The following is an 11933-nucleotide window of genomic DNA, read 5'->3' as shown; positions in this document are numbered from 1 at the left end:
GCGCGCCGGGCTGCCCGCAGAAACGCGGGCACGCTGCGGCAGTTACTGCTTCATCGCGTAGATGGCGGGAATGCCGCGCAGCTGCTCGTTGACGTCCATGCCGAAACCGAACACGTAACGGTCGGCCACTTCCACGCCGACATAATCGGCGGCCACGCCGGGCACGCAGCGGTCGTGACGCTTGACGGTCAGCACCGCCACGCGCACGTCGGTGGCGCCCTGCTCCAGGCACCACTGGCGCACGCCCTGCAGCGTGTAGCCCTCGTCGAGGATGTCATCGACCAGGATCACCCGGCGGCCGAACAGCGCAGTGGCCGGACGGTGCTTCCACACCAGCTCGCCGCCGGTGGTTTCGCCGCGATACCGGGTGGCGTGCAGGTAATCGAACTGCAGGTCCTGGCCGCGTGCGCCCAGCTCCAGCGCCAGCTGGCCGGAGAACGGCAGCGCGCCGTGCATGATGGTGAGATACACCGGCACTTCGCCGGCATAGTCGCGCGCAATCGCGTCGGCGATGCTGGCAACGGCCGCATCGATGGCGGGGCGGTCGACCAGCAGGTCGGCTTGGGCCAGGGCCTGGGAAATGGTGAGCGTGGACATCAGGCAGTTGTTCCGAAAGAGGCGGAAAGGGGAGTGGTAAATGCGGCGTCGGAGCCGGCGAGCAGGCCATCCCAGCCCAGCGCGCCGCGGCCGATCAGGCCGATCAATGCTGCGGTGTTGAGGCTGCGGCCGGCCACGGCCTGCAGCGATGCATCGACCAGTTCCGGGTGGCAGACCAGCACCACGTCGCAGCCGGCATCCAGATGCGCATGCACCCGGCCCGCCACGCCGCCGGCGCTGAACGAGGCGGCCATGCCGATGTCGTCGGAGAACACCACGCCACGGAAGCCCAGTTGCCCGCGCAGGATCTGCTCGATCCAGCGCTGCGAATAGCCGGCCGGTTCCGGGGCGATCTGCGGGTAGACCACGTGCGCCATCATCACCGCATCGGCGCCGGCCTCGATGCCGGCCACGAACGGCACCAGATCCTCGGCCTGCAGGACTTCCAGCGGCCGCGGGTCGCTGGCATGGTCGACGTGGGTGTCCTCCAGCACGGTGCCGTGGCCGGGGAAATGCTTGAGCGTGGCGGCCATGCCGGCGCCGTGCAGCGCCTGCACATAGGCGCGGGTGAAGCTGGCCACGACCTGCGGGTCGTCGCTGAAGGCACGGTCGCCGATGGCGCGGTTGCCACGGCCCAGATCCACCACCGGCGCGAAGCTCAGGTCCACGCCGCTGGCACGCACCTCGCTGGCCATCAGCTGCGCATGCGCGCGTGCAGCGGCGAGCGCGGCCTCGGGGTCCTGCGCGTACTGCACGCCGAAGCTCTGCAGCGGCGCCAGCGCGCTGTAGCCGTCGCGAAAGCGCTGTACGCGCCCGCCCTCCTGGTCCACGCAGATCAGCACCGGGCGCGGTGCGGCCGCGCGGATGGACGCAGACAGTTCGGCCACCTGCGTGCGCGAGGCGAAATTGCGCGTGAACAGCACCACGCCGGCGACCGCGTCGTGCTGCAGCCAGTCGCGTTCCTGTGCGCTGAGTTCGGTACCGGCAACGCCGATCAGAAGCATGTTGGGGGACTCCCGGGCCAGGCGCCAGGTTGGCGCAGCGCGGCATTGTCGCAGATGCGCGTTGCAGCGTCAGATCGCGCATTCAGGCAGGCGCGCGTTTGCTGCCGTCTGGGCCCCGCCGCGGCCCGCCGGCCGTGCCTCAGAGCACCTCCAGATTCGCCCGCCAGTGCGCGGCCTGCGCCTGCACCTGGTCCAGCACCTCCGGTGCCATGGCATCGAGCTGCCGGTACGGCAGCGCCAGGCGCTCGTTGGCACCCAGCAGCGTGCGCTGCCGCGCCAGGAAATCCCAGTACAGCGCGTTGTACGGGCAGGCCTGCGCGCCGACCCGCGCCTTGCGCTGGTAGCGGCAGCCCCCGCAGTAATCGCTCATGCGGTCGATATAGGCTGCGCCGCTGATGTAGGGCTTGCTGCCGAGCAGGCCGCCATCGGCGAACTGGCTCATGCCGACCGTGTTGGGTAGTTCCACCCATTCGAACGCATCGATATAGACCCCCAAGTACCAGCGATGCAGCGCCTGCGGCTCCAGCCCCGCCAACAGCGCGAAATTGCCGATCACCATCAGCCGCTGGATATGGTGCGCGTGCGCGTTGGCCAGCGAATTGCCGATCGCATCGGCCAGGCAGCGCATGCCGATCTGCCCGTCCCAGAACCAGTGCGGTAGCGGTGCATGCTGGTCGAGCTGGTTGGACTGCGCATAGGCGGGCATCTGCGACCAGTACACGCCGCGTACGTATTCGCGCCAGCCCAGGATCTGGCGGATGAAGCCCTCCACCGATGCCAGCGGCGCATGCCCGTCGTGCAACGCCGCCTCCGCGCGCGCGATCACCTCGCGCGGATGCAGCAGCTTGACGTTGAGCGCGAACGACAGCAGCGAGTGAAACAGCCGCGGGCTGCGCGTGCTCATCGCATCTTCGTAGCGACCGAAGTGCGGCAACGCATGCGTGACGAAGGCATCCAGGTGCTGCAAGGCTTCGTCGCGGTCCAGCGGCCACGGCAGCGCGTCGGCGTTCGGTGCGCCGAAGCTGCGAACGCCGGCTGCCTCGATAGCGCTCCACAGCGCGCGGTGATCGTGCGCTGCGCGCCACTCCTGCGGCGCGGGCGGATCGCCCGGCCATGGCGCACGGTTGTCGTGATCGAAATTCCAGCGCCCGCCTTCCGGCTCGCCCGCGGCATCGAGCAGGATCCGGTGGCGACGGCGCATCTTTCGGTAGAACACTTCCATGCGCCATTGGCTACCGGCGCGAAAACAGCCGGCGACCTCATCGCGTTCGGTCAGGAAATGCTCGCTATCGATCATGCGCGTGGCGAACGGCTGGCGCGCGCACCAGTGCTGCAATGCCTGATCCAGGCGCCATTCGTCCGGCGCCTGGTACTCCAGCCGGCTGGCGCGGTAATGCGCCATCAGCGCGTCCAGATTGGCGGGGATCGCATGCCGATTGCTGGGGTTGTCGATGGCCACATAACGCACCCGGTGACCGGCCTGCCGCAAGTGCGCGGCGAACGCGCGCATCGCCGTGAAGATCGCCAGGATCTTCTGCGCGTGGTGCAGCACGTAGTCGGTTTCCTCGCGCACTTCCATCAGCACGTAGACCACACCCGCATCGATCGCATCGAACCAGCTGTGTTGCCGATTGAGTTGATCGCCCAGGATCAGCCGCACTGTGTGCGCGGCGGCCTGCGGGGTGTGGCCAGCTGTGCCTGCCACCACATCAATCCTGACCGCTGCCCGCGGCGTCGCCGGCGCACACCCGCGCTGCCAACGCCACACCGCTTTGCCAGGCCCCCTCGACCTTGCCGCCGGCCAGCCAGTCGCCGCAGATGCCGATGCCCGGCCGCGCCTCCCAGGCACAGCCTATCTGCAACGCAGGCTCGGTGCTGGCCACCGTCCAGCGGTATGCATCGCAGGAGTGCGGTGGTGGCAGGCCGAGCGCGGCCAGCGCCGGCAACAGGCTGGCGATCACGGCCTCAGGCGTTGCGTCCAGATGCGCCTGACTCCAATCGGCAGTGGCATGCAGCAGCCAGGTTTCCACGCCCGCCCTCCCCGGCTTGCTGGAGTTGCGTGCCACCCAGCGCACCGGGCCGGCGTTGACGAACAAGGCGTCGTAGCCGGGATCGACCGCCAGGTCGAAACGCAGCACCACCGCCCAGGCCGGCTGCATCCGTGCAGTGGCGGCAAGCGTCGCCAGCGCGGGGGCGAGGCCCGCCAGCAAGGCAGCCGCACGCGGTGCCGGAACCGCCAGCAGCACGGTGTCGAAGGCGTGTGTCGTCGCGTCCTCCGCCAGCTCCAGCTGCCAGGCGTCGCCATTGCGTTGCAGTGACCGCACGCAGGCGCCCAACCGAACAGTGAGGTCGGCCGCAAGCGCACGCGCCGGTGCGGCCATGTCCGGCACCCCGACAAAGCGCGTCAACCCGCTGTGCGACGCACGCAGGGCGGTGCCATCCCAACTGGCGACGCGCGCAGGCCAGGCCGCCGCGGCGCCGCGCGCGATCCACGCATCCACCACGGCGGCAAACGCCGGGGCGCGTGCGGTGAAATACTGCGCGCCGTGATCGCACTGCCAGCCATCGCCGCCACAGCTGCGCATGCGTCCGCCGGGCAGAGTGTCCTGTTCGAACAGCGTCACCGCCAGACCCGCCGCCTGCAGCCGTTGCGCGCAGGCAAGCCCGGCCAGCCCGGCGCCGATCACCGCAACCGTCTTCGAGCGGGCGGGCGTCATCTCTCAGCTGCAGGCAGTCGCATCGCGCCGCCGGCCGTTCATACCGCGCAGCCGTCCGGCCCGCAGGCATCGGGACCACCGATCGGCGCCGATTCGGCCGCCAGCTGCAACAACGCCTGCGCGAAGCTCTCCGGCGGCTGCGCGCCCTGGATCAGGCTGCGTCCGTCGATGACGAAACTGGGCACCGCACGGATTCCCAGCGCAGCGGCTTGCGCCAGTTGCGCCTGGACGGCAACGACGCCTTCGTCGGAGTCCAGCAGCGCGCGCACGCGCGCCTCGTCCAGGCCGCCGGCGGCGCCGGCGGCCACCAGCGTTTCGGTCGCGCCGACGTTTTGGCCTTCGGCAAAATACGCATGGAACAGCGCTTCGATCACGGCCTCGACATCGCCCTCGCGGCTGGCCAGCCAGATCAGCCGATGCGCGCGCAGGGTACTGACCTGCACCTGCCCGCGCCCGAAGTCGAACGGCAGGCCTTCGGCGCGCGCGGTGGCCTGGGTCTGCGCCAGCATCTGCTCCACGCGCGCGGCACCGCCGAACTTTTGCGCCAGCGCATCACGCAGCGGCGTCGGCTCCAGGCCGGCCTCGGGATCGAGCTGAAACGCGTGGTAATGGATGTCCAGCGCCGGCGCCTGCGCACCAAGCGCGGCCACCGCCTGCTCGAAACGGCGCTTGCCGATCCAGCACCAGGGACAGACCACGTCAGACCAGATATCGATGCGCATGGGCGGGGATTGGAGATGCGTCATTGGGGATGCGCAAAGCATAAACCCAATACCAAGGCAGGGATTGGGGAGTCGCAACGCAATCAGCCCAAGTCCGACGCATCGCGTTAGCTTTTACGAATCCCGAATCCCGAATCCCGAATCACACATCCTCGCTCCAGTTCTTGAACGGATGCGAGGCCAGCGCCAGATTGTAGTAACGCACGTCGTCGGTGACTTCCGCGCCGACCCACGCAGGCCTGGCGAAGGTCTGGTCGGCATGTTCCAGTTCGATCTCGGCCACCACCAGCCCGGCATTGTCGCCAAGGAATTCGTCCACTTCCCACACCTGCCCCTGGTACTGGACCAGATGCCGGCGTTTGTCGATCAAACCGCCGACGCACAGCGCCAGCAGCGCACGCGCCTCGACCACCGGAATCGGATACTCGAACTCCTGCCGCGTGTGCCCCACCTCGCGCGATTTCAGATTGAGAAACGCGCTCTCGCCCTGGATACGCACCCGCACCGACGCGTTCTGCGTACCACTGCGCAAGGCGGCCTGGTCGTTGATATAGCCCTGTGCCATCGGGATCACCGCATGCGCGGCAGCGCGCCAGCCATCGCCGGTCACCAGGAATTTGCGTTCGATTTCGATGGGCATGGGAATCGGGAATCGGGAATCGGGAATCGGGAATCGCAACAGCATACGGCGAACCGCACCTACGATTCCCGATTGACTATTCCCGATTCACCGCCGTTCAAACACCGCAATGCTCTCCACATGCGCGGTATGCGGAAACATGTCCATCGCGCCGGCGGCCTTGAGCGTGAAGCCCTGCTCGTTGACCAGGTAGCCGGCGTCGCGCGCCAGCGAGCCGGGGTGACAGCTTACATAGACGATGCGCTCGAACGTTTTCAGCGGCAACTGCTGCAGCACTTCCAGCGCGCCCGAGCGCGGCGGGTCCAGCAGCAGCTTGTCGAAGCCCTGCCGCATCCACGCAGCATTGCGCTGGTCCTGGGTCAGGTCGGCCGCATGGAACTGCGCATTGGCCAGCCCATTGCGCTGCGCATTCTCGCGCGCACGTGCCACCAGCCCGGCATCGCCCTCCACCCCGACCACTTCGCGCACGCCGCGCGCCAGCGGCAGGGTGAAATTGCCCAGCCCACAGAACAGGTCCAGCACGCGGTCGTCGGGCCTGGCATCGAGCAGCGCCAGTGCGTGCGCGATCATCTTCTGGTTGAGCGAGGCGTTGACCTGGATGAAATCCAGCGGCCGGAACGCCAGCTCCACATCCCACTGCGGCAAGCGGAACGACAGCGGCACCTGCTGCGGCCACAGCGGATGCACGCTATCCACGCCGCCCGGCTGCAGGAAGATCGCAAAACCCTGCGCCTGCGCGAACGCCGTCAGCGCCTGCAGATCGCGCTCGCTGAGCGGCTGCATGTGGCGGATGGTCAACGCCACCGCCTCGTCGCCGGCAATGAATTCGATCTGCGGGATGTCGCGCTTGCCGTCCAGGCCTTCGACCAGCGCCGCCAGCTGCGGAATCTTCTCGCCGATCTGCGGGATCACCGTGTAACAGACCGACAGATCGGCCACGAAACGCGGATCCAGCTCGCGAAACCCCACCAGGGTCTTGTCCTTCTTCTCGACGCGACGGACCGAAAAGCGGCCCTTGCGCCGGTAGCCCCAGTTATCGCCGACCAGGGCCGGCAACACCGCCTGCGGCGTGACGTGGCCGATGCGCTCCAGGTTGTCCATCAACACGCGCTGCTTGGCCACGATCTGCTGCGACTCTTCCAGATGCTGCAGCACGCAGCCGGCGCAGACGCCGAAATGCGGGCAGCGCGGGGTCACCCGCTGCGGCGATGCCTCCAGCACCTCGATCGTCCGGGCCTCGTCGAAATGCCGGCTGCGCGCGGTGGGTTCGGCACGCACCAGCTCACCCGGCAAGGCGCCACTGATGAAGGTGACTTTGCCGCCCTCGCCGTCGCGGCGGGCCACACCGCGCCCGTCGTGGCTGAGGTCGGTGATCGCGGTCTGGAACGGCGTACGGTCGAAGCGGTTTCGGGTTCTGGCCACGTGGCGACGAGCTGCGGGCAAAAAGGGTGCGTATTGTCGCAGATGCGATCGATCGCGGCCGCCTCGCGCCGCAGAACAATTGTCGCGCCCCGCAAACACAGGCACACTTCCGCTGCACGCGGCTGCTAGGACGCGGCATCGCTGACAAGGAGGCAGCATGAACATGGCAACACGCCAGGAACCCCAACCACGACTCTTGCTGGTAGAGGACGACCCGATCAGCCGTGGCTTTCTGCAGGCGGTGCTGGACGGTCTTCCCGCCCATGTGGACTGCGCGGACTCCTTGTCGTCGGCACTGGACCGCGCGCGCACACGTCGCCACGACCTGTGGCTGATCGACGTCAATCTTCCCGATGGCACCGGCAGCGGCCTGTTGCGGGCACTGCGCCTGCTGCACCCTGACGTGCCCGCACTGGCCCACACCGCGGACACCAATCTGGCGATGCAACGCAGCCTGCAGTCCGATGGGTTCCTGGAAATGCTGGTCAAGCCGCTGACCTCCGAGCGCCTGCTGCAGGCGGTCCGTCGCGGACTGGCGCGCGGCCGCTACAGCATGGCACCGGTGGGTGTGGTCGACATCGCTGCCAGCGATTGGGACGAAGCGGCCGCGCTCAGCGCGCTCAACGGCCAGCAACACCATCTCAACGCGCTGCGCGAGTTGTTCCTGGCCGAGTTGCCGGGCACCCGCGATGCGGTGGATTCGGCCCTGCAGGTCAGCGACGATCAGGCGCTGCGCAGCCATCTGCATCGGCTGCAGGCCAGCTGCGGATTTGTCGGCGCGGCGCGGCTTGCCGGCGCAGTGCGCCTGCTGCGCGGCGACCCGCATTCCAGCACGGCGCAGACGCAGTTCCACGCGGCGGTGGCTGCGCTGCTGCACTGAAGGATGACGGCGCCGATGCTCTTGGACGCGGCGCAGCGTCGGCAGTCGGGACGCGCGACACCGAGCATCATGCGTGCGCGGCGGGTCCACCTGGACCCTGACGTGCGTCCGCGCACTGCTCGCCAGGCCTGGTCGAGCAGCCTTGCGCCCCTCAACGCCGCCGCGTCAGATCCTCGAGCATTTCCCAGGATTTCAGCCCGCGTCCGCTCAGATGATGCAGCAGCACGCCACGCATGCTGCGACGCAGGCCAGGCATGTCGTCGGCCGCGGGCATGACGTCCTGGCCCAAGGCCAGCAGCGCCGCGCCGGTCACGGTGTCGCGCCGATCCTGCGCCATCGCCTCGCTCAATACGCGCAAGGCGCCTTCCTGCGGATCGAGCCGGTAACGCGCCGCCGGGTCGATCGCCTGGCCGTCGCGGTCGTGCTGCAGATCGAACGCAAAGCCCAGGCCATCGAGCACATCGCGCTCGAACTGGCGCAGGCCCCAGGCCAGCGGCAGGCCAGAGGCCAGGTGCGCCCGCGCTTGCGCATAGCAATCGAACAATTCCGGCACCGGATCGTTGCGCGGCGCCAGGCGCAGCAGCAGCTCGCTGATATAGAAACCGGCCAACATGGATTCGCCCGCCAGGCGGGGGGCGGTATCCAGCGCCTCGGCCTGACGCAACTGCGCCAGTTCGCCGCGTTGCACCGCGGTGAACTGGATCAGCTGCAATGGCTGCAGCGCGGCCCGCAGGGCCTGCTTGCGCGGGCCTTGCACCCCGCGCGCCAACAGCCCGACCCGCCCATGCTGCTCGCTCAGCACTTCCACCAGCAGGCTGGTCTCGCGCCAGGCACGCACATGCAGGACGAACCCGCGTTCGTGTTCGATCAGCATGCGCTGCAGAGCCCTGAGCGACGTCCGGAGAACCGGGGCCCGGGAAATGCCAGGGCAGGCATTCGATCCACATGCCGCCGAAGGAGCGCGTCATCGCATTCGCCAGCCCCGCGTGCGGCGTGACCAGCACATGGCTGGCTGCGCAGCACCGGTCCACCCCGCCTTGCGACGGCCGATCCGGCGCTGCTCTCGGGTCCCGGGTCCCGGGTCCCAGGTCCCGGCTTCATTCGTATCCGAACGCCTTCAATGCCGCTTCGTCGTCCGACCAGCCTTCGCGCACGCGCACCCACGTTTCCAGGAACACTTTTGCACCGAATAGCCGCTCCATCTGCAGCCGCGCCTTGCCGCCGATGTCCTTCAGGCGGGTACCGCCCTTGCCGATCACGATCGCCTTCTGGCCCTCGCGCTCGACCCAGATCACCGCGCCGATGCGCAGCAGCGCGCCATCTTCGGCAAAGCGTTCGATCTCCACGGTGGTGGCATAGGGCAGTTCTTCGCCGAGCTGACGCATCAACTGCTCGCGCACCAGCTCCCCGGCCAGGAAGCGCTGACTGCGGTCGGTGATCTCGTCCTCGCCAAACATCGCATCGGCTTCCGGCACCAGCTTGAGCAGGTCGCCGACCAGCGCCTCCAGGCCCTTGCGCTTGAGCGCCGACACCGGATGCACCGCCGCGAACGTCCGCCCCTCGCTGACCTGGGCCAGGAACGGGAACAGCGCGGTCTTGTCCTTGAGCCGGTCGACCTTGTTGACCACCAGCACCACCGGTACCTCGGCGTCGCTCAGGACCTTGAAGGCCAGGGTGTCCTCGTCGTCCCAGCGGCCGGCTTCGATCACCAGCACCGCCGCGTCCACGCCTTCCAGCGAGCCGCGCGCGGCGCGGTTCATCACCCGGTTCATCGCGCGCTTCTGCTCGCGATGCAGCCCGGGCGTGTCGACCAGCACCAGTTGCCCTTCGGGGAAGGTGGCAATGCCCAGCAACCGATGGCGCGTGGTCTGCGGCCGGTTGGACACGATGCTGACCTTCGCGCCGACCAGGGCGTTGGTCAGGGTGGACTTGCCGACGTTGGGCCGGCCGATCACCGCAACGCTGCCGCTACGGTGGGGGGAAGAGGTTGCGCTCACGTGTTCGAATCCAGTTGTGCGATGACGAGGGTGGCCGCCTGTTGCTCGGCGAGGCGACGCGAGGTGCCCTGGCCTTCGGCGCGGGCGACGGGCTGCTCCAGGATGCAGGCGACATGGAACTGCTTGGCATGTTCGTCGCCGCTTTCGCTGATCAGCGCGTAATTGGGCAGCGGCAGTTGCCGCGCCTGCAGCCATTCCTGCAGCCGGGTCTTGGGGTCTTTTTCCGCCTTGCCCACCGGCAGCGCCGCCAGCGAGGGCTCGAACCACGGCAGCACCACCGCGCGGCAGCGTTCGAAGCCGCAGTCCAGATAGATCGCCGCCACGATCGCCTCGACCGCATCGGCCAGGATCGAATCGCGTCGATGGCCGCCGGACTTCAGCTCGCCCGGGCCCAGCGTCAGCCGCTCGCCCAGGTTGAGGGCGCGGCCGATCACCGCCAGCGCCCCTTCCCGCACGAGTTCAGCGCGCGCGCGGGTCAATGCGCCTTCGTCGGCCTTGGGCCAGCGCTGATACAGCGCCTCGGCGATCAGCAGATTGACGATGCCGTCGCCAAGGAATTCCAGTCGTTCGTTATGCGGAGTACCGGCGCTGCGATGCCGCAGCGCCTGGGCGAGCAGACCCGGATCGGCGAACGCATGCCCGATCGGATCGCCGCGCTGGAATGTCCTATTCGCCACCACGTCCCGTCATGTCCTGGGACGTCTCGAACTTGCCGACGACATCAAGATTGCCGATCAATTCGCGGCGGACTTCATAGTTGACCTTCATGCGCCAGCCACCGTCCACGCGCTCGAACTTGACGTCTTCCTTCTTGACGTTTTCCGAGTAGTTGATGTACAGCCGACGAAAGAACAGGTCCTGCAACTTGGACGGGTCCATGTTGGCGCTATCGGGCTCCTTGGCCAGGCTCTTCATGGCCGTGCGCACGGAATAGTATTCCTGGTACATCGGAAACAACTTCATCCCGATGTACAGGGCAAAGCCCACCACCGCCAGCACCACCACGAACGACGTCAACGTCATACCGCTTTGCTTGCGCTTCATTGTGCTTCCCCGGCACGCCGTGCGTGCATTACTGGATTCCGGTCCCGATCCGCGACGGATCGAAACTCCCCTTGCAGAACCATCCTTCGCAATTGAGCCAGATCAGGAACGCCTTGCCGCGCAGGTTGGCCTCCGGCAGGAAGTGCGTCTGGGTCCAGAACCGGCTGTCTTCGCTGTTGTCGCGATTATCCCCCATCACGAAATAGCTGTCCGCCGGCACGGTCCAGTCGCCCTGCCCGGCCGGCATGTTGCGGTCGACCCACTCCAGCACGGTGTGGGTGCGGCCCGGCAAGTCCTCGACCAGCAAGGTGGTGCCGGTCATCTCGGCGCCCTTGCCCTTGCCGATGTACTCGCCCTTGACCGTGTAACGCATCGGCTTGTCGTTGATGTACAGCGTATCGCCGTGGAAGCCGATCTTGTCGCCCGGCAGACCCACCACGCGCTTGATCCAGTTCTGGTCGGGCGCATGCGGCGGCTTGAACACCACCACGTCGCCGCGCTTGGGCTCGCCGGTCGGAATGAACTTGGTATTGGTGATCGGCAGACGGAAGCCGTAGGCGAACTTGTTGACCAGGATGAAGTCGCCGATCAGCAGGTTGGGCATCATCGAGCTGGACGGAATCTTGTACGGCTCGGCGACGAAGCTGCGCAGGATCAACACCACCGCCAGCACCGGAAAGAAGGCGCGCGAGTAATCGATGATCGCCGGCTCGCTGTCCAGCAGACCGGCACGTGCAGCGCGGCGCTTGGCCAGGAACAGCTTGTCCAGCAGCCAGATGAAGCCGGTGCCCAGCGTCAGCACAACCAGGGCGATTTCAAACCATTTCATTGATGTTCCTTTCGGAAAGGGAATCGAGAATCGAGAATGGGGAATAGGAACAGCAGGAGCACTCGCGCCCTTACGATTCCC

The 11933-nt window shown here is 67.5% G+C and carries 13 protein-coding genes; 1 reads left to right on the top strand and 12 read right to left on the bottom strand.

Going from position 1 to position 11933, the window contains the following annotated elements:
* Positions 1 to 42: 42 nt before the first annotated feature.
* From H7A87_RS06805 to rlmD, 7 genes are all read right to left on the bottom strand, one after another.
* Positions 43 to 597, bottom strand: a complete 555-nt coding sequence (locus tag H7A87_RS06805) for a hypoxanthine-guanine phosphoribosyltransferase (protein WP_016903731.1) — start codon at positions 595 to 597, stop codon at positions 43 to 45.
* Positions 597 to 1601: a beta-N-acetylhexosaminidase gene (gene nagZ / locus H7A87_RS06800; RefSeq protein ID WP_119128977.1), complete on the bottom strand. Its 1005-nt coding sequence runs from the start codon at positions 1599 to 1601 to the stop codon at positions 597 to 599. The genes H7A87_RS06805 and nagZ overlap by 1 nt, the downstream gene beginning before the upstream one ends.
* A 139-nt stretch (positions 1602 to 1740) precedes the next feature.
* Positions 1741 to 3306, bottom strand: a complete 1566-nt coding sequence (locus H7A87_RS06795; RefSeq protein WP_180496918.1) for a cryptochrome/photolyase family protein — start codon at positions 3304 to 3306, stop codon at positions 1741 to 1743.
* 4 nt (positions 3307 to 3310) lie between these two features.
* Entirely contained in the window at positions 3311 to 4318 is a 1008-nt protein-coding gene (locus H7A87_RS06790; protein WP_119128976.1) for an FAD-dependent oxidoreductase, read from the bottom strand.
* 38 nt (positions 4319 to 4356) lie between these two features.
* Complete coding sequence (locus H7A87_RS06785; protein ID WP_115676417.1) at positions 4357 to 5040, bottom strand: DsbA family oxidoreductase; 684 nt, start codon at positions 5038 to 5040, stop codon at positions 4357 to 4359.
* A gap of 142 nt (positions 5041 to 5182) precedes the next feature.
* Positions 5183 to 5680, bottom strand: a complete 498-nt coding sequence (locus H7A87_RS06780; protein ID WP_119128975.1) for a CYTH domain-containing protein — start codon at positions 5678 to 5680, stop codon at positions 5183 to 5185.
* Positions 5681 to 5767: 87 nt separating this feature from the next.
* On the bottom strand, positions 5768 to 7102 hold the full coding sequence (rlmD, locus tag H7A87_RS06775; RefSeq protein ID WP_119128974.1) for a 23S rRNA (uracil(1939)-C(5))-methyltransferase RlmD: 1335 nt from the start codon (positions 7100 to 7102) through the stop codon (positions 5768 to 5770).
* Positions 7103 to 7259: 157 nt separating this feature from the next.
* Between rlmD and H7A87_RS06770 the strand changes: the two genes are divergently transcribed.
* Positions 7260 to 7982, top strand: coding sequence for a response regulator (locus tag H7A87_RS06770; protein WP_119128973.1), 723 nt, complete (start codon positions 7260 to 7262; stop codon positions 7980 to 7982).
* Positions 7983 to 8133: 151 nt separating this feature from the next.
* On the opposite strand, the gene recO is transcribed toward H7A87_RS06770, so the two are convergent.
* The 5 genes from recO to lepB all read right to left on the bottom strand — a co-directional run bounded on the left by recO (position 8134) and on the right by lepB (position 11852).
* A complete protein-coding gene (gene recO, locus H7A87_RS06765) occupies positions 8134 to 8856 on the bottom strand; it encodes a DNA repair protein RecO (protein WP_119128972.1) in 723 nt (240 codons plus the stop codon).
* 223 nt (positions 8857 to 9079) lie between these two features.
* A complete protein-coding gene (gene era / locus H7A87_RS06760) occupies positions 9080 to 9979 on the bottom strand; it encodes a GTPase Era (RefSeq protein WP_104585851.1) in 900 nt (299 codons plus the stop codon).
* Positions 9976 to 10656, bottom strand: a complete 681-nt coding sequence (gene rnc, locus H7A87_RS06755) for a ribonuclease III (RefSeq protein ID WP_104585872.1) — start codon at positions 10654 to 10656, stop codon at positions 9976 to 9978. The genes era and rnc overlap by 4 nt, the downstream gene beginning before the upstream one ends.
* Positions 10646 to 11023 (bottom strand): DUF4845 domain-containing protein, encoded by a 378-nt coding sequence (locus H7A87_RS06750; RefSeq protein ID WP_104585853.1) that lies wholly within the window; start codon positions 11021 to 11023, stop codon positions 10646 to 10648. Before H7A87_RS06750 ends, rnc begins: the two co-directional genes overlap by 11 nt.
* A 28-nt stretch (positions 11024 to 11051) precedes the next feature.
* A complete protein-coding gene (gene lepB, locus H7A87_RS06745) occupies positions 11052 to 11852 on the bottom strand; it encodes a signal peptidase I (protein ID WP_011036465.1) in 801 nt (266 codons plus the stop codon).
* Between the last annotated feature and the right edge of the window lie 81 nt (positions 11853 to 11933).

The organism is Xanthomonas sp. CPBF 426 (assembly GCF_903989465.1).
Lineage (GTDB): Bacteria > Pseudomonadota > Gammaproteobacteria > Xanthomonadales > Xanthomonadaceae > Xanthomonas > Xanthomonas euroxanthea.
Note: the sequence above shows the minus strand (reverse complement) of the source record. Positions and strands in the feature narration are given on the sequence as shown.